Genomic DNA, 15,949 nt, shown 5'->3' on the forward strand with positions numbered 1-15,949 from the left:
TGCCAACGGGCCATGGATGTCGTGGATCCACTGCCCGCTGTTGAACCTCTTTGCGCTTACGCGCGTTCCAGCGCCAGGGCCACGCCTTGGCCGCCGCCGATGCACAGGGTCGCGAGACCCTTTTTCGCATCACGCTTGATCATTTCGTGCAGCAACGTCACCAGCACACGGCAGCCCGACGCACCGATCGGGTGACCGAGGGCGATGGCGCCGCCGTTGACGTTGACCTTGTCCAGATCCCATTGCAGATCCTTGGCCACCGCCAGGGACTGTGCGGCGAAGGCTTCGTTGGCTTCGATCAGGTCGAGCTGGCCAATGCTCCAGCCGGCCTTGTCCAGGCAGCGGCGAGTGGCGGAAACCGGGCCGATGCCCATGATCGCCGGGTCGACGCCGGCGTTGGCGTAGGCGGCGATTTTCGCCAGGACCGGCAGGCCCAGGGCCTTGGCTTTTTCGGCGCTCATCAGAATGACCGCAGCCGCGCCGTCGTTCAGCGAAGAAGCGTTGCCGGCGGTGACGCTGCCGTCCTTCTTGAAGGCCGGACGCAGTTTGGCCAGGGATTCGGCGGTGGTGTCGCCGCGTGGTTGCTCGTCGACCTTGAACGCCACCGGATCGCCTTTGCGCTGCGGGATCAGGATCGGGGTGATTTCATCGACAAAACGACCGGCCTCGATGGCTGCGGCGGCTTTCTGTTGCGACGCAGCGGCGAAGGCGTCTTGCTGTTCGCGGCTGATCTCGTATTTCTCGACCAGGTTCTCGGCGGTGATGCCCATGTGGTAATCGTTGAACGCATCCCACAGGCCGTCGCTGATCATGGTGTCGACGATTTGCGCGTGACCCATGCGCAGACCGGTGCGTGCGCCCGGCATCACATAATTGGCCAGACTCATGTTTTCCTGGCCCCCGGCGATGATTACGTCTGCGTCGCCGCAACGGATCGCCTGGGCGCCAAGGTGCAGGGCCTTGAGGCCCGAGCCGCACACCTTGTTCAGGGTCATGGCCGGCACGGCGTGTGGCAGGCCGGCCTTGATCGCCGACTGGCGCGCCGGGTTCTGGCCGGCGCCGGCGGTCAGCACCTGGCCCATGATCACTTCATCGACCTGAGCACCGTCCAGACCGGTCTGCTCAAGCAACCGGCGGATGACCGATGCGCCCAGATCCACGGCGGAGACAGTGGCCAGCGAACCCTGGAAACTGCCGATCGCGGTACGCGTGGCGGCAACAATGACGACGTCTTGCATTTTCGAATTCCTCACTCGGCAGCGAACTGCATTTCTGGTACGTGATCCGGGACGATCAGCTTACCAGCGGTTTTGGCGACGATTTCCTCGACGCTGACGCCAGGTGCGCGTTCCTTGAGGACAAAAGCGCCATTTTCGATTTCCAGGTAGGCCAGGTCGGTCAGCACGCGCTTGATGCAACCGGCGCCGGTCAGCGGCAGGCTGCACTGGCTCAGCAACTTGGACTCACCGTCCTTGGACGCGTGGGTCATGATGACGATGATGTTGTCGGCGCCGGCCACCAGGTCCATCGCGCCGCCCATGCCCTTGACCAGCTTGCCGGGGATCATCCACGAGGCGATGTTGCCTTGCACGTCCACTTCGAACGCGCCGAGCACGGTCAGGTCGACGTGACCGCCGCGGATCATCGCGAAGGACTCGGCCGAGTTGAAGATCGAAGCGCCGATCCGTGCGGTCACGGTTTGTTTGCCGGCGTTGATCATGTCGGCGTCGATGGTGTCTTCAGTCGGGAAAGGGCCCATGCCGAGCAGGCCGTTTTCCGATTGCAGCATGACTTCCATGCCTTCGGGGATGTAGTTGGCGACCAGGGTCGGGATGCCGATGCCGAGGTTCACGTAGTAGCCGTCCTGCATTTCGCGGGCGACGCGTTGAGCCATTTGTTCGCGGGAAAGTGCCATGTTCTTGTTCTCCGTCAGCCTGGATTATTTGCGGATGGTGCGTTGTTCGATGCGTTTTTCGAACGTGCCGCAAATGACCCGGTCGACGTAGATGCCGGGGGTGTGGATGTGTGCCGGATCCAGTTCGCCGGGTTCGACGATTTCTTCGACTTCGACCACGGTGATCTTGCCGGCGGTGGCGGCCAGCGGGTTGAAGTTCTGCGCGGTGTGGCGATAGATGACGTTACCGAAGTGGTCGGCCTTCCAGCCTTTGACGATGGCGAAGTCGCCGGTGATGGATTCTTCCATCAGGTACTTGCGACCGTGGAATTCACGCACTTCCTTGCCTTCGGCGACCGGGGTGCCGACGCCAGTGGCGGTGAAGAACGCCGGAATGCCGGCGCCGCCGGCGCGCATTTTCTCGGCGAGGGTGCCTTGCGGGGTCAGGACGACTTCGATGTCGCCTTTGAGCAGTTGCTCTTCGAACAGTTTGTTTTCGCCGACGTAGGAGGCGACCACCTTGCTGATCTGGCGGTCGGTCAGCAGCACGCCGAGGCCGAAGCCATCAACGCCGCAGTTGTTGGAGACGACGGTGAGGTCGCGGGTGCCCTTGCGCTTGATCTCGGCGATCAGGTTTTCCGGAATGCCGCACAGGCCGAAGCCGCCGGCGATCACGGTCATGCCGTCTTCAAGACCTGCCATGGCTTCCTCGTAGGAATACACGCGCTTGTCGAAACCTGCCATATGCACCTCTTTTATTGTTTGTCGGGCGGCTGGCTAGCCGAGTGACTGGAGTGTCGCGCTGGAGGATATATTTGTTAAGTTGATTTTTAAGGTTGATTGATTGATAAAGCTCATTAAATGTCCGCCTTGGTCGGCGGACGGATGTTCAGCTTAGTCCGTCGAGTAACACAACCATGACCATCAAGCAGATCCGCGCCTTTCTCGCCGTGGCCCAGAGCCTGAGCTTCGCCGTGGCCTGCGAGCGCCTGCACCTGTCGCAATCGGCGCTGAGCCTGACCATCAAGGCGCTGGAAGAAGGCCTGGGCGGGCGCCTGTTCAGTCGCAACACGCGCAACGTGGCGCTGACCCCGGAAGGCGAATCGCTGCTGCCGCTGGCCCGGCGCCTGATCGCCGATTGGGACAACGCCGAAGACGAAATGCGCCAGCGCTTCAGCCTGCAGCGCGGGCGGGTGACGCTGGCGGCGATGCCGTCGTTTGCCGGCAACCTGCTGCCGCCGATTCTCAAGACCTTCCGCGCGCGTTATCCGAACGTCAACGTCACGGTCAACGACGTGATCAACGAGCAAGTGCTGGAAATGGTCCGTGACCGCCAGGTCGAACTCGGCGTGGCCTTCGAGCCGATGCAGAACACCTCGCTGACGTTCACGCCGCTTTACCGGGATCGTTTCGTCGCCGTGGTGCCGCAGGATTCGCCGCTGGCTGATCGCAGTGACATTGATTGGCAGACCTTGCTGCAGGAGCCGTTCATCACCCTGCAACGACCGTCCACGGTGCGTGTGATGCTGGAAGAACACTTGCAGGCCCGGGGCATGAAACTGCCGGTGGAATTTGAAAGCCATCAACTGGCGACGGTCGGGCGGATGGTGGCGAGCGGGTTGGGCGTGAGTGCGGTGCCAGCCTTGTGTGCCGGGCAGATGCGCGAGTTGGGCGCGCATTGCCTGACCTTGCACGAGCCGGTGGTGGAGCGGGCGATTGGCGTGCTGACGGATCCGGGGAATGAACTGTCGGCGGCGGCACAGGCGCTTTTTGACATTCTCAAGGCTGAACACTGACTTTGGGAGGTCGCTAAGTCAGACGTTCTGTCAGTAGCGGCAGCAACTGTTCGCACGACGCTTCAATCTTCAAATCCAGCAACTCATCCGCCCGCGTCTTCCCCAGGTTGATCGCAATCAGCGGCTTGCCTCGATCGGCGATCACCCGGCACAGGCGAAACGCCGAATACGCCATCAGCGACGAACCGACCACCAGCATCCCGGCGGCATTTTCCGCCAGCGCCATGGCCCGTGCCGCTGTTGGCTGTGCCACGTTCTCACCAAAAAACACTACGTCCGGTTTCATCCGCTCGCCTGCGCAGTGCGGGCAATGCGGCACTTGGAAGCGCGCCTCGAAAGCCGGGTCGAGCAGGGTGTCGCCGTCCGGTGCCTGCACGGCATCGACGCCCGCCAGATACGGGTTCTGCGTTTCCATCAATTGCTGAATCGAATCCCGCTCGCTGCGCTGACCGCAATCCAGGCACAACACCCGGTGCAGGCTGCCGTGCAGTTCGATGACATCGTGGCTGCCGGCCTGATCGTGCAGGGTGTCGACATTCTGGGTAATCAGGCCTCCGATCCGGCCGTGGCTTTGCAGACTGGCCAGCGCCTCATGGGCAGCGTTCGGTCGCGCCTGGCGCACCCGTGGCCAGCCGAGCATCGCCCGGGCCCAATAGCGCCGGCGCGATTCCGGGGCGGCGAGGAATTCCTGGTACATCATCGGCTGCCGGCCCCGGCGCACACCGTCGGTGTCGCGGTAGTCCGGGATGCCTGACGGCGTGCTGATGCCGGCGCCGGTCAGCACAATGAAGTCGCCATCGGCCATGACCTGTTGCAGATAGTCGAGCGGGTCGGGGAGGGGACGGTCGAGCATGATCAGCGCTCCGCAGGCTGTAAGTGCCTTGCAGGTTAGCACCGACGGACGCCTCTCTTCAGAGGCGTCCGCTGCCCGAGGTTACTTGCGCGCCTCCAGAATCAGGTTGAACGGCGTCTGCGTCGCCCGCCGGAAGTGTTTGAAGCCGGCTTCGGTAAACACTTTACGCAGACGCAACTCGCCCGCCTGGGCACCGAGGCCGAGACCCACTTCCTGGGACAGCGAATTTGGCGTGCAGATGAACGTTGACGCCGCGTAGAACAAGCGCCCGACCGGCGTGATGTTTTCGTCCAGGGTGTCGTTGGCGAACGGCTCGACCAGCAGCACCGTGCCGTCTTCTTTCAGGGATTCATAGGCGTGTTTGGCGGCACCGACCGGATCGCCCATGTCGTGCAGGCAGTCGAAATAGCAGATCAGGTCATAGTCATCGCCGGGGTAGCTTTTCGCCGTGCCCTGGAAGAACCGCGCGCGACTGCTGACGCCGCCTTCTTCGGCTCGTTGGGTGGCGACGGTGATCGAAGGCGCGTGATAGTCGTAGCCGACGAATCGCGAGTTCGGATAGGCCTGGGCCATGATCACCGTGGACGCACCGTGACCGCAGCCGATGTCGGCGACCTTGGCGCCTGCTTCGAGTTTGGCCACCACGCCGTCCAGCGCCGGCAGCCACTCGGCGATCAAATGCCCCTTGTAGCCGGGGCGGAAGAAGCGCTCGGTGCCGGTGAACATGCACGGATGGTGATCGCCCCAGGGCAGGGCGCCGTTGCCGCGCATGGCTTTGACCAGTTTGTCCTTGTCATGGAAAAACGACGCCACCACGCCAAGCCCGCCGGCCACGTACACCGGCGAGTCTTCCTTGGCCAGGGCCAGCGCCTGTTCTTCCGGCAGACGGAATTTGCCGTCGTGGTGTTCCATGTAGCCGGACGCCGCGTGGGCGCTCAGCCATTCGCGCACCAATCGCGGGTTGCAGGTGGTTTTTGCAGCGAGGGATTCAGGGCTGATCGGCTGACTGTCGGCCATTGCCCGATAGAGGCCGAGTTCTTCGCCGACAATGACATTGGCCAGCATCGCCGCGCCGCCCATGTCGTTGACCAGTTTGCCCATGAATTCGTTGAGTCTGGCCTCGTCCATTTCATGTGCTCCATTGACAGGATCACAGTCCGGTGGCGTTGGGGGTCGAGGCATTCACCACCGGGCGGTGGTCGTGGAAACGGGCAGGGCGACACTGCTGTCCTGCGTCCCCCTCGACTGGGTACTGATTGAGTCTAGCCGCTGTTGGCGGCGGCGGGAGCGGTCTGCGTGGATTTTGAGGCTGTGAATCGTTGTGTATCGCGACGGTGCACTCTTCCACCTTAGCGTGGGCTCCCGAATTTGATTCCGCTAAGAGGCAAAGACAAAGCGCCGGCCCATGTCCGCCTGGAGCAAATGATGGGCGAAAAAAAACCGCCTTGCGGGGCGGTTTTTTAGCAAGCCTCAGATTGCGGCTGAGGCTTAGTGCGTCTCACCGGAAGCACTGGCGTAGAAGTCATGTTATTGAGCTTTTCCTATCCTTGCAACGTAATTTTTACCCACAATGAGTGGGTGTATTTGAGATCCTGGAACGTGTTTTCAGCACCTGATATAGGAGGGCAGTGCTGACAGAAATAACGGTTTACAAAATGCGCGCTTCTTTCATTTAAGAATCACTGGGCCGAGACTTACCACCTGCGATTCTGGGTTAATATGCCCGCGCTCACACCCTGGTGCAGCGGTAGGGTTTGGCTGGTGGCCTAACGGTTTCACGCCCTCTGACACGGTTTTGCATCCGTGCCGGAATGATGATTTGGAGGGATTTCAACCGGCCGCCTCACCGGAAGTACTGGCGTGTTCTTCCGAAGGTACGCGTGATCCGGTAAGTGCGCTGGAGGTTTGGCCCCCAACCTTGGAGGCCAAAACGTATGAAGCTTTTGTTGCGTACGTTGAGCCTCGTATGGAGATTGTTGAAAGCGTTTCGCTTTTACGAGTTCCTGCGAGACCACTTTGACGACCTAAAGTAACTGTCGTTGATGTGGGGGAAAGCCCGTGTCAGTTTCGGCTGATTCGGGTTTTTTTTTTGCTTCATTAATCTGTCAAAAATGATAATTCAATCAGCTTGTTCTCGTGCGAAGGTAGGGCATTTCGCCGGCATCTGTAGGTGTCATCCGTAAGCTCTGGATATACAGGGTTGTATGTACAGTTTTTGAGTTAGTTTAAACCGATGAACTCGCTGTTCACGAAGAAGGCAGCGAGTCTGTATCCCACTGTGTACAGGCCCACCGCCGATACAAAACCCGCCACTTCCCGCGCATTGCCCACACAGCCGCGATACACCCTGCGGTTTAACTGAGCCTGTCAGTCGCCACGCCCGGCGACTCCTCAGCAGAGATCTTGCCCATGCAGATTCCCCACCCCACCTTGCAGGCCAGCGTCGGGCTCGGCTTGCGTCGCGGCTTGATGAAAGACCTGCAAGCCGCGCGCACCGGCGATTTCGACTTTCTCGAAGTGGCGCCGGAAAACTGGATCGGCGTCGGCGGTGCCCATGGCGCCGCGCTGCGCGAACTGGCCGAGCGCTATCCGTTGTCCTGTCACGGGTTATCGTTGTCGCTCGGTGGTTCGGCGCCGCTGGACGTCGATTTTCTCCGGGAAGTGCGGACCTTTCTCGATCATCACAAAGTGCCGCTGTATAGCGAACACCTGAGCTATTGCAGCGACGACGGTCATCTCTATGACCTGCTGCCGTTGCCGTTCACCGAAGAGGCGGTGCACCACGTCGCCGCACGGATCCGTCAGGCCCAGGACATTCTAGGCCGGCGCCTGGCGGTGGAAAACGTTTCCTACTACGCCGCGCCCCGGCAGGACATGGACGAAGTGACCTTCACCAACGCCGTGTTGCGCGAGGCCGATTGCGATCTGCTGCTGGACGTCAACAACGTCTACGTCAACTCGATCAACCACGGTTTCGATCCGCAGACGTTCCTGGCCGCCATCGAGCCGGGCCGGGTGGTCGGGATGCACGTGGCTGGGCACTTTGACGAGTCCGACACGCTGAAGATCGACACCCATGGCGCCTCGGTCAAACCGGTGGTCTGGTCATTGCTGGCCGACGCTTATGCCCGATTCGGCGCGCAGCCGACCTTGCTGGAGCGGGATTTCAATTTCCCCGCGTTCTCTGAACTGGTGGCCGAGCTGCAAACCATTCGCCGTCTGCAAATCGAAGGAGGCCCGCGTGGATAATCTTCTGCGGCAACAACAGGCGTTGACCCGCTACCTGCGCGATCCAGAGCATGAAATGCCGCCCGCCGACATGAACGCGGCGCGGGTCAATGTCTATCGCGATCTGGTGTTCAACAACGTCTCGCAACTGCTGGGCAGCACGTTTCCTGTGCTGATCCGGATCATCGGCCAGGAACGCTGGCGCACATTGATTCGTGGCTTCCTGCGGGACTACCGGGCGCAGACGCCGAAATTCGGCGAGATCGCCGAGGAGTTTGTCGGTTACCTCGCCTCGGAACCGGCCGTGTTGAGCGAGGGTGACTGGCCGGCGTTCCTGGTGGAGCTGGCGCATTACGAGTGGGTGGAAATGGTGTTGCAGCAGTCCGACGCCGAGCCCTTGCCTGCGAGTGATCCGGCGAAGTTGCTGGAGTGGCCACTGCAGGTTTCGGCGTTGGCCTGGCCGTTGGCGTACACCTGGCCGGTGCAAATCCTCAGCCCTGACCATCAACCGTCTACACCACCGGCCCAGCCAACGTTGTTGCTGGTAAGGCGTGCGGTAGATTTCAGTGTGAAGTTTTCCGAGCTGAGCCCGTTGGCCTGGCGGTTGTTGCAGCGCATTGGCGAGTTCCCCGCGCTGAACGGTCGTGAACAACTGGAAGGGCTGGCGATGGAGGCGGGTTTGCCGGTAACGGCATCGTTCATGGACAGTGGTTTGGCGTTGTTGCGGCAGATGCATGAGGACGGTGTGTTAGGTGTTATCTGATTTCGCAAACACCGCAAATCCTGTGGGAGCGGGCTTGGTCCGGGCGGCGATCCGACGAAGGCGCTTGTTCAGTCGATGAATATATCGACTCTACTGGCCTCTTCGCCGGCAAGCCCGCTCCCACATGGATTTATGTTTGCTTCAGGTGTGTAGCGGCAATTTCAGCTCAGCACACAACCCGCCACCTTCGCGATTGCTCAGGGTCAGCGAACCGCCCAGCGCCAGCGCCAGTTGCTGGGCGATCGCCAGCCCCAGCCCGGTGCCGCCGGTGCTGCGGTTGCGTGAGTTTTCCACGCGGTAGAACGGCTCCATCACCTGGGCCAGCTCTTCTTCGGCGATCCCCGGGCCGCGATCCATGACCTTGATCGAGAGGCCGTTCCTGTCGCGTTGAATCAGCAGCTCGGCAGCGCCGGCAAACTTCAGCGCGTTGTCGGTCAGGTTGACCAGCACCCGGCGCAAGGCGTGAGGGCGGGTGTCGATGACCGCCTCACTCTTGCCGCTCAATTGCACTTCCTTGCCCATGTCCTGATAGTCGAACACCAGGCTGTCGAGGAACGAATCCAGATTGGTGCGTCGGCTTTCCTCGGTCGAGCCGTGGATGCTGCGGGCATAGGCCACGCCTTCGCGCACCAGATGTTCCATCTCGCCGAGGTCGTTCCACAGTTTGTCTTTCTCGGCCGAATCGTCCATGAACTCCGCCCGCAGTTTCATGCGGGTGATCGGGGTTTGCAGGTCGTGGGAGATTGCCGCGAGCAGTTGCATGCGCTCTTTCAGGTACGCGGCGATGCGCGCCTGCATCGAGTTGAAGGCGCGGGCGGCGTAGGCCACTTCGTTCGGGCCTTTTTCGTCGAGGTTGATCGGGTGGGCGTTGGGGTCGAGGGTTTCCACGGCGTTGGCGAGGCGGGTGAGGGGGCGGATGGCGATGCGCACCGCCAGCCAGGTGCAGGCGAGCATCAGCGCCAGTTGCCCGAGCAATACCACCGGCAGCCATGGCGACAGCGGCACCATTGACGGGCGCACATCGATGGTCACCGGGCTGCCGTCGCTCAGGCGCAGGTGGCCCTGAAAGTGTTTTTTCGGGCCGGGAATATCGGTGAACGTCAGCGGATAGGCCTCGCCAATTGCATCGGTAATCGAGGTGACGGCAATCGGCACGTCCTGCGGGTCCAGCGGTGTGCCCGGTTCGCCCTCGCTCAGCAGATAGCCATAATTCTTGCGAGCCAGGCGTTTGAGCCACATCGGGCGTTCTTCGGCGGGCAGGCGGTCGAGGATGGCAATCGAGGTCGAAACGTCGGTTTCGAGGTTGCCGAGCATGGTGTTTTTCGCGCTTTCGTAGCGCTCGTAATACTGCGCGCCGAACGACAGCGCCTGAGCGAGGATCAGCCCGATCAGGAAAATCAGCGACAACCGTGAGGCGAGGGTGCGCGGCCAGTGCAGGGCGAGATTCATGCGGGGGCTCCGAGGACTTCGACCGGCAGCGAAAACACATAGCCTTCGCTGCGCACGGTCTTGATGTAGGCCGGTTCGCGGGCGTCATCCAGCAGGCGCTGGCGCAGACGGCTGACCAGCAGATCGATGGAGCGGTCGAACAGATCGGCGTCGCGGCCCTGGGTCAGATTCAGCAATTGATCGCGGCTCAACACCCGTTGCGGATGGTCGAGGAACACGCGCAACAAACGGTACTCCGCGCCACTGAGCGCGACCATGGTGCCGTCCTTGTCCAGCAGATGCCGAGCCGATGTGTCGAGCTGCCAACGACCGAACGCCAGCAGCCGGCCGCTTTCCGTCACCACCAGGTTCGGCGGCAGCATCCGTGTACGCCGCAGCACGGCATTGATCCGCGCCAGCAGCTCGCGGGCGGCGAAGGGTTTGGTCAGGTAGTCGTCGGCGCCCATTTCCAGGCCGAGGATGCGGTCGGTTTCATCATTGCGTGCGGTGAGCATCAGGATCGGCGTGGCCCTGTGTTTGCCCGAGCGCAACTCGCGGCACAGCAGCAGGCCATCGTCGCCGGGCATCATGATGTCGAGCACGATCAGGTCGACGGTGTTGGCTTCCAGAAAACTGCGCATCTGCCGGCCATCGGCAACCACCGTGGTGCGCAGGCCGTTTTTCTTCAGGTAATTGCCGACCAGTTCGCGAATCTCGCGGTCGTCGTCGACGATCAGGATGTGATCGACATGTTCCATGGGGCCAAACCTCAATCAAAGGGGATTGCCGGGCAGTCTATCGAGCCTGCGCGAGGCCGCCTGCCTGCCTTTGTATTGCAGTGTATCCAGCGCTGTGACGGATACACGCCGACGCAAAAAGCGGATTTTTACAGGGTTTTGTATCGCTGTGTATCCCGGGCGCGCGCGGATACGTAGCGATTTATACACGGCATTTGCCGACACATGCGCGATACCTCGCGAGCTTTAAATGAGCTCCATCGAGGCAAGCACAGAACGCCTCGGCCCACTCAACGATTCAACCATTGAAGCCCCGAGGAAAACGCCATGAACGCCAAGACCAAATCGATCGCTGCCGCTTGCCTGTTTGCCGCTCTGAACATCTGCACCCTGTCGGCCCGCGCCGAAGCCGATGTCACTCCGCAAACCTACTCCTACGGCAGCCACCTGGACATCCAGAAAGTGGTGTCGCTGAAACAGGACAACTCGATGACTTGCGGCATCGTCGACGCCCGCCTGACCTACCTCGACTCGGCCGGCAAGACCCAGGTACTCGACTACCGCAAATTCGCCGACGGCTGCAACGAAGACAACTGATTACCCACCTCTATAAAAGGAACATCGCCATGAACAACGTATCGCGCTATCTGACCGCTGTTGCCTTCTCCCTCGCCGGTGTCGCGGCCCACGCCAACGCTGCCGTCGAACAGAACAGCTGTGGCAGCAGCACCTGCTTCCAACTGGCTCCGGTGGCCAAGCCGGGCAGCGAAGGTTTGATCGCCGCCGACGGCGCCAGCCGCACGCCACAGGGCCAGACACTGGCCGCCGACGGTTCCAGCCGCACGCCACAGGGCCAGACACTGGCCGCCGACGGTTCCAGCCGCACGCCACAGGGCCAGACACTGGCCGCCGACGGCTCCAGCCGTACGCCGCAAGGCCAGACGCTGGCCGAGAACGGTGCCAGCCGCACGCCGCAAAGCCAATGGCTGGAAAACCAGACGGCTTGAGGATTGAAGGGGGCTGCCCGTAACGGTCAGCCCCCGATCCAGTCGACAGACCACCCCTCATTCAAAAGGTGAACCTCATGTTTCTCATCGCGTTCCTGGGCGGTCTGTTGACTGTCCTCAGCCCGTGCATTTTGCCGGTGGTGCCGTTTCTGTTCGCCGGAGCCGACCGCACCCGTTCTTCGATCCTGCTGACTCTCGGCGGCATGGCCCTGACCTTCGCCCTGATCTCCAGTCTGGCGGTGGTCAGCAGCGAGTGGGTGATCCAGGCCAGCAACACCGGTCGCCACATTGCGCTGGCGGTAATGGTGCTGTTTGCGCTGTCGCTGATTTCCGCGCGCATCGGTGACTGGCTGGCGCGGCCCTTTGTGCTGCTGGGCAATCGCCTCGACCCCGACGCCCGGAAAAAGACCGGGCCCATGGCGTCGATCATGATCGGTGTCGCCACCGGTCTGCTGTGGGCGCCGTGCGCCGGTCCGATCCTCGGCGTGATCCTCACCGGTGCCATGCTGCAAGGCGCCAACGCCCAAACCAGCCTGTTGCTGCTGGCCTACGGCGCGGGCAGCGCGCTGTCGCTGGGAACGCTGATCTTCGCCGGTCGCGGTCTGGTCAACCGACTGAAACCGTCGATTCCTTTCACTGGCTGGTTCCGCCGCGGCGCGGGTGTTGCGGTGCTGGCGACGGCGGCGGTGATCGCCACCGGTGCTGACAACGTGCTGCTGGCCAACACCTCGTCACAAGGCGTGGCATCGGTCGAGAAAAGCGTGCTGGAGAACGTGCCGAAAGTGGTGGACTACTTCGTCAGCAAAGTCCGTGCAGACTCGACTGAAGACGAGGCGAGCAAAGGCGCGATGCCGTCGCTGTCCGGTGCGGTGCAATGGCTGAACTCGCCGGAACTGACAGCCGAGTCCCTGCGCGGCAAAGTGGTGCTGGTGGACTTCTGGACGTATGACTGCATCAACTGCCAGCACACCCTGCCGTACGTCAAAGAGTGGGAGAAGAAGTACGGCAAGGACGGCCTGGTGGTGATCGGTGTGCACACCCCGGAATACGGCTATGAGCGGATCATCGACAACGTCAAGGATCAGGTGAAGAAGCTTGGCATCACCTACCCGGTAGCCATCGACAACAACTACGCGATCTGGCGCAACTTCGATAACCAGTACTGGCCGGCGCATTATCTGGTCGACGCCAAGGGGCAGGTGCGTTACACCCACTTTGGCGAAGGCAGTTATCAGGCGCAGGAGCAGATGATTCAGCAGCTGCTCAAAGAGGCCAAGGCGCCTGCTGCGTAAACCGCGAAACTCAATGGCTCACAGGTCGCGCACCATGAGCCATTGTTCGTTACCCCAGGCGTGAAAACGCTCCAGCACCGTCCAGCCGCGTTTGGCGTAATAGTCCTGTTTGCTCTGGGTGTGCAGATAGAAACGCGGCAGGCCCCGTTTTTTCGCCTCCTCAGCAATTCCCTCGATCAGCCTTGCTGCCAGACCCTGACCGCGTGATTCGGGGCTGACCAGCACACAGGCCAGCCACGGTCCGAGATCCGGTCGAAGGGCCAGATCCGCCCGGGCCAGTGCCGCACCGCCCAGCAGTCGATCTCCGTCCAGCGCAATCAGGCAACGCCAGTCGCCATTGGTCTGGCCCTCGGCAAATTCGCGCTGCCATTCGGCCAAAGGTTGCTCGGCATATTCGTAGTGAAACTGGCGGTGGATCCACGCCGCGTAAGTGTCGCTGTGCTGCAGGTGATCGGCGAGCCATTCGAGGCGCAAGGACATGATCGAATTCCGTTCCGGTGAGGGCCTGCATGAGAGCCGATCAGCCGGAGCGTTGGCAACCCCCCGACAGTGTTTCGGGGCCTTTACAAAATCCCGCCATTCATCGGCCAATGCCCGGTTTTACGGGCTCTCCGGACGATTGGCAGGGACGCCGGACAGCGCCCGCGCGATAGTGGGCGAGCAGGGCCGCCAACGGCTCTGCCATCCATAAAAAGAATGCGAGGTTGCCATGCCGAAGTTCGTGATTGAACGCGAGATTCCAGGAGCCGGAAAGCTATCGGAGCAAGAACTCAAGGCCGTATCGCAAACGTCCTGCAACGTGCTGCGTGAACTCGGGCCAGAGGTGCAGTGGCTGCAGAGTTATGTGACTGCCGACAAGATCTATTGCGTGTACATCGCACCCAACGAAGAACTGGTGCGCGAACACGCAAGGCAAGGGGGATTTCCGGCCAACAGCGTGTCCCGGGTGACGAGCATCATCGACCCGACGACCGCCGAGTGACGCTTGACCCTTCTGCCGTGGAGCACCCATTCATGAGTACCCCCATTGATCTCACTGCCCTGAAGGAACGCCAGAAAGTCGCCTGGGCCAGTGGCGACTACGCCGTGATCGGCACCACGCTGCAAATCGTCGGCGAAACCCTCGCCGAAGCCTGCGACCTGCGCTGCGATGAAGAAGTGCTGGATGTCGCCGCCGGCAACGGCAATGCCACGCTCGCGGCGGCACGCCGTGGTTGTCTGGTGACGTCCACCGACTATGTCGCGGCATTGCTGGAGCGCGGCCAGGACCGGGCGCGCGCCGAGCATCTGGAGGTGACCTTTCAGGTCGCCGATGCCGAAGCGCTGCCGTTTGCCGATTCCAGTTTCGATGCGGTGCTGTCGACCTTCGGCGTGATGTTCGCCCCGGATCAGGCGAAAGCGGCCAAGGAGCTGGCGCGGGTCTGTCGCCGTGGCGGACGGATCGGCCTGGCCAACTGGACGCCGGAAGGCTTCGTCGGCCAGATGTTCAAGACCCTCGGTCGCTACCTGCCACCGCCACCCGTTGCGCAACCGCCTTCGAACTGGGGCGCGGAAGCCTGGCTGCATTCGCATTTCGACGATCGCCAGTTTCAGTTGCAGATGACTCGGCGCCACTTCAACTTCCGCTATCGCTCGGCGGCGCATTTCATTGATGTGTTTCGCCACTGGTACGGCCCGGTACACAAGGCGTTCGCGGCGTTGCCGCCGGAGAGCGGGCAGGCGCTGGAGACGGATCTGACGCTACTGATCGACGGGCTGAACCGGGCGGGGGCGGAATCGATGGTGGTGCCGAGCGAGTATCTGGAGGTAGTCATCACCAAACGCTGAAGCCATTGTGGGAGCGAGCAGGTTCGCTCCCACAGGGATCCCGACAGGGCTTCTATTTCAGATGCGCGCTGTCAAACCACTCCAGCGCCGTGCGCCAGATGCAGATGCCGAGAAAGTACGCCGACGCCAGCAGCCACAGGCCCATCACCAGCGGGTTGATCACCGGGTGGTTCAGCACCAGCGACAGGCTGCACAGCAACCAGATCGCCGTCACCGCAATGTTGATCGGCATGAACCGGCGGACCCGGAACGGGTGGAGGAACTTCATGCGGGTCACGGTCAGCAGCGCCAGGCCAATCACCGTCAGGAAGGTGAGCCACGGCCCCGGATCGATGATGTACAGACACAACGCAACCACGTTCCAGGCGGCGGGGAAACCGACGAAATAGTTGTCCTTGCTCTTCATGTTGACGTTGCAGAAGCAGAACAGCGACGACACCAGAATCAGCGACACGGTCAGCAGCAGGGTGTAGTCGGGCAGGGGAATGTAGCGATAGATGAACAGCGCCGGGATGAACACGTAGGTCAGGTAGTCGATCACCAGATCGAGGATCGATCCGTCGAAACTCGGCAGCACCGACTGCACGTTGACCTTGCGCGCCAGCGCTCCGTCGAGGCCGTCGACGATCAGCGCCACGCCCAGCCACATCAGGCAGTGGATCGGCTGGTTTTCCAACAGGGCAAGGGTGGCCAGAAAAGCGGTGACCACGCCGGTCGCGGTGAAACCATGGGCGCCCCAGGCCTTGAGCCTGGCGATGTGGACGGTCGATATCACGAAGGCGTTCTCCAGAAAGTGCAGCAAGCCGCGTAAACCCTTGGGCAGCAAGGGTGGCGACCAACCGGGTCGGGTTGCAGCTATCGACCGGTCGGGCCGGGTCAAGGTTCACCCATTCTTGAAGATTAGCTGGCCGGGGAAAAATTTCTCTGGAGAATCACTCGCCCATGGCCACGTCAGCCCAACGGTGCTGGCACATCGCATCAGGAGGGCTATCGTTGCCTGACGCAGTCATACCCCTTTGCCTGAGGACGACGTCATGAACACCAGCGATCTGCTCGAACAACTGCTGCGAGGCCAGGCCTCGGCGGGACAACAAGGTGGCGCGTCGGCCGGCGGGGGAGCGGGT

The 15,949-nt window shown here is 61.7% G+C and carries 17 protein-coding genes and 1 pseudogene; 9 read left to right on the forward strand and 9 right to left on the reverse strand.

The features are described 5' to 3' along the window. Positions 1–56: 56 nt before the first annotated feature. From CAG25_RS27620 to CAG25_RS27630, 3 genes are read right to left on the reverse strand one after another with little or no spacing between them, the layout of a single operon-like run. Entirely contained in the window at positions 57–1,238 is a 1,182-nt protein-coding gene (locus CAG25_RS27620; protein ID WP_085613538.1) for an acetyl-CoA C-acetyltransferase, read from the reverse strand. Between the two features lie 11 nt (positions 1,239–1,249). Further along, entirely contained in the window at positions 1,250–1,915 is a 666-nt protein-coding gene (locus CAG25_RS27625; RefSeq protein WP_085613539.1) for a CoA transferase subunit B, read from the reverse strand. A gap of 24 nt (positions 1,916–1,939) precedes the next feature. Further along, the gene (locus CAG25_RS27630; RefSeq protein ID WP_007956274.1) at positions 1,940–2,638 is read right to left on the reverse strand and encodes a CoA transferase subunit A; all 699 of its coding nucleotides are present in this window, start codon (positions 2,636–2,638) and stop codon (positions 1,940–1,942) included. Positions 2,639–2,811: 173 nt separating this feature from the next. On the opposite strand from CAG25_RS27630, the gene CAG25_RS27635 reads away from it, so the two are divergent. Beyond that, complete coding sequence (locus CAG25_RS27635; protein WP_039767829.1) at positions 2,812–3,690, forward strand: LysR family transcriptional regulator; 879 nt, start codon at positions 2,812–2,814, stop codon at positions 3,688–3,690. Positions 3,691–3,703: 13 nt separating this feature from the next. On the opposite strand, the gene CAG25_RS27640 is transcribed toward CAG25_RS27635, so the two are convergent. Together CAG25_RS27640 and CAG25_RS27645 are read right to left on the reverse strand one after the other, a co-directional pair. Next, positions 3,704–4,543 (reverse strand): NAD-dependent protein deacetylase, encoded by an 840-nt coding sequence (locus CAG25_RS27640; RefSeq protein ID WP_085613540.1) that lies wholly within the window; start codon positions 4,541–4,543, stop codon positions 3,704–3,706. A gap of 81 nt (positions 4,544–4,624) precedes the next feature. Next, positions 4,625–5,671, reverse strand: coding sequence for a class I SAM-dependent methyltransferase (locus tag CAG25_RS27645; RefSeq protein WP_085613541.1), 1,047 nt, complete (start codon positions 5,669–5,671; stop codon positions 4,625–4,627). Between the two features lie 1,281 nt (positions 5,672–6,952). On the opposite strand from CAG25_RS27645, the gene CAG25_RS27650 reads away from it, so the two are divergent. Both CAG25_RS27650 and CAG25_RS27655 read left to right on the forward strand, forming a co-directional pair. Next, the gene (locus CAG25_RS27650; protein WP_064595331.1) at positions 6,953–7,792 is read left to right on the forward strand and encodes a DUF692 domain-containing protein; all 840 of its coding nucleotides are present in this window, start codon (positions 6,953–6,955) and stop codon (positions 7,790–7,792) included. Beyond that, on the forward strand, positions 7,785–8,534 hold the full coding sequence (locus CAG25_RS27655; RefSeq protein WP_085613542.1) for a DUF2063 domain-containing protein: 750 nt from the start codon (positions 7,785–7,787) through the stop codon (positions 8,532–8,534). The genes CAG25_RS27650 and CAG25_RS27655 overlap by 8 nt, the downstream gene beginning before the upstream one ends. A 141-nt stretch (positions 8,535–8,675) precedes the next feature. Here CAG25_RS27655 and CAG25_RS27660 read toward each other — a convergent pair whose 3' ends face one another. Together CAG25_RS27660 and CAG25_RS27665 are read right to left on the reverse strand one after the other, a co-directional pair. After that, positions 8,676–9,983: an ATP-binding protein gene (locus CAG25_RS27660; RefSeq protein WP_085613543.1), complete on the reverse strand. Its 1,308-nt coding sequence runs from the start codon at positions 9,981–9,983 to the stop codon at positions 8,676–8,678. Next, complete coding sequence (locus tag CAG25_RS27665) at positions 9,980–10,720, reverse strand: response regulator (RefSeq protein WP_007956289.1); 741 nt, start codon at positions 10,718–10,720, stop codon at positions 9,980–9,982. The genes CAG25_RS27660 and CAG25_RS27665 overlap by 4 nt, the downstream gene beginning before the upstream one ends. Positions 10,721–11,026: 306 nt before the next feature. Between CAG25_RS27665 and CAG25_RS27670 the strand changes: the two genes are divergently transcribed. The 3 genes from CAG25_RS27670 to CAG25_RS27680 all read left to right on the forward strand — a co-directional run bounded on the left by CAG25_RS27670 (position 11,027) and on the right by CAG25_RS27680 (position 12,998). Then, positions 11,027–11,296, forward strand: coding sequence for a DUF2790 domain-containing protein (locus CAG25_RS27670; protein WP_039767844.1), 270 nt, complete (start codon positions 11,027–11,029; stop codon positions 11,294–11,296). 29 nt (positions 11,297–11,325) lie between these two features. Beyond that, positions 11,326–11,706, forward strand: coding sequence for a hypothetical protein (locus CAG25_RS27675; RefSeq protein ID WP_085613544.1), 381 nt, complete (start codon positions 11,326–11,328; stop codon positions 11,704–11,706). A gap of 77 nt (positions 11,707–11,783) precedes the next feature. Beyond that, positions 11,784–12,998: a cytochrome c biogenesis protein DipZ gene (locus CAG25_RS27680; RefSeq protein ID WP_085613545.1), complete on the forward strand. Its 1,215-nt coding sequence runs from the start codon at positions 11,784–11,786 to the stop codon at positions 12,996–12,998. An 18-nt stretch (positions 12,999–13,016) separates the two neighbouring features. Here the strand turns inward: CAG25_RS27680 and CAG25_RS27685 are convergent, their stop codons facing one another. Further along, complete coding sequence (locus tag CAG25_RS27685; protein ID WP_085613546.1) at positions 13,017–13,478, reverse strand: GNAT family N-acetyltransferase; 462 nt, start codon at positions 13,476–13,478, stop codon at positions 13,017–13,019. Between the two features lie 229 nt (positions 13,479–13,707). On the opposite strand from CAG25_RS27685, the gene CAG25_RS27690 reads away from it, so the two are divergent. Both CAG25_RS27690 and CAG25_RS27695 read left to right on the forward strand, forming a co-directional pair. Continuing rightward, positions 13,708–13,980, forward strand: a complete 273-nt coding sequence (locus CAG25_RS27690) for a DUF4242 domain-containing protein (RefSeq protein ID WP_064595343.1) — start codon at positions 13,708–13,710, stop codon at positions 13,978–13,980. A 32-nt stretch (positions 13,981–14,012) separates the two neighbouring features. Beyond that, positions 14,013–14,825 carry a class I SAM-dependent methyltransferase gene (locus tag CAG25_RS27695; protein ID WP_085613547.1) on the forward strand — a complete coding sequence of 271 codons (813 nt, stop codon included), beginning with the start codon at positions 14,013–14,015 and terminating at the stop codon, positions 14,823–14,825. A 52-nt stretch (positions 14,826–14,877) separates the two neighbouring features. Here CAG25_RS27695 and pcsA read toward each other — a convergent pair whose 3' ends face one another. Next, entirely contained in the window at positions 14,878–15,600 is a 723-nt protein-coding gene (pcsA, locus tag CAG25_RS27700; RefSeq protein WP_039767868.1) for a phosphatidylcholine synthase, read from the reverse strand. 259 nt (positions 15,601–15,859) lie between these two features. Between pcsA and CAG25_RS29190 the strand changes: the two are divergent. Further along, positions 15,860–15,949, forward strand: a pseudogene (locus CAG25_RS29190) (DUF533 domain-containing protein); the annotation flags it as partial.

Origin of the sequence: Pseudomonas sp. B16(2017) (assembly GCF_002113205.1) — a bacterium.
GTDB classification, from domain to species: Bacteria; Pseudomonadota; Gammaproteobacteria; order Pseudomonadales; family Pseudomonadaceae; genus Aquipseudomonas; species Aquipseudomonas pharyngis.

Coding starts and splice junctions, on each gene's coding strand:
- CAG25_RS27620 (WP_085613538.1), bottom strand. CDS start 1,238: ATGCAAGACGTCGTCATTGTTGCCGCCACGCGTACCGCGATCGGCAGT.
- CAG25_RS27625 (WP_085613539.1), bottom strand. CDS start 1,915: ATGGCACTTTCCCGCGAACAAATGGCTCAACGCGTCGCCCGCGAAATG.
- CAG25_RS27630 (WP_007956274.1), bottom strand. CDS start 2,638: ATGGCAGGTTTCGACAAGCGCGTGTATTCCTACGAGGAAGCCATGGCA.
- CAG25_RS27635 (WP_039767829.1), top strand. CDS start 2,812: ATGACCATCAAGCAGATCCGCGCCTTTCTCGCCGTGGCCCAGAGCCTG.
- CAG25_RS27640 (WP_085613540.1), bottom strand. CDS start 4,543: ATGCTCGACCGTCCCCTCCCCGACCCGCTCGACTATCTGCAACAGGTC.
- CAG25_RS27645 (WP_085613541.1), bottom strand. CDS start 5,671: ATGGACGAGGCCAGACTCAACGAATTCATGGGCAAACTGGTCAACGAC.
- CAG25_RS27650 (WP_064595331.1), top strand. CDS start 6,953: ATGCAGATTCCCCACCCCACCTTGCAGGCCAGCGTCGGGCTCGGCTTG.
- CAG25_RS27660 (WP_085613543.1), bottom strand. CDS start 9,983: ATGAATCTCGCCCTGCACTGGCCGCGCACCCTCGCCTCACGGTTGTCG.
- CAG25_RS27665 (WP_007956289.1), bottom strand. CDS start 10,720: ATGGAACATGTCGATCACATCCTGATCGTCGACGACGACCGCGAGATT.
- CAG25_RS27670 (WP_039767844.1), top strand. CDS start 11,027: ATGAACGCCAAGACCAAATCGATCGCTGCCGCTTGCCTGTTTGCCGCT.
- CAG25_RS27675 (WP_085613544.1), top strand. CDS start 11,326: ATGAACAACGTATCGCGCTATCTGACCGCTGTTGCCTTCTCCCTCGCC.
- CAG25_RS27680 (WP_085613545.1), top strand. CDS start 11,784: ATGTTTCTCATCGCGTTCCTGGGCGGTCTGTTGACTGTCCTCAGCCCG.
- CAG25_RS27685 (WP_085613546.1), bottom strand. CDS start 13,478: ATGTCCTTGCGCCTCGAATGGCTCGCCGATCACCTGCAGCACAGCGAC.
- CAG25_RS27690 (WP_064595343.1), top strand. CDS start 13,708: ATGCCGAAGTTCGTGATTGAACGCGAGATTCCAGGAGCCGGAAAGCTA.
- CAG25_RS27695 (WP_085613547.1), top strand. CDS start 14,013: ATGAGTACCCCCATTGATCTCACTGCCCTGAAGGAACGCCAGAAAGTC.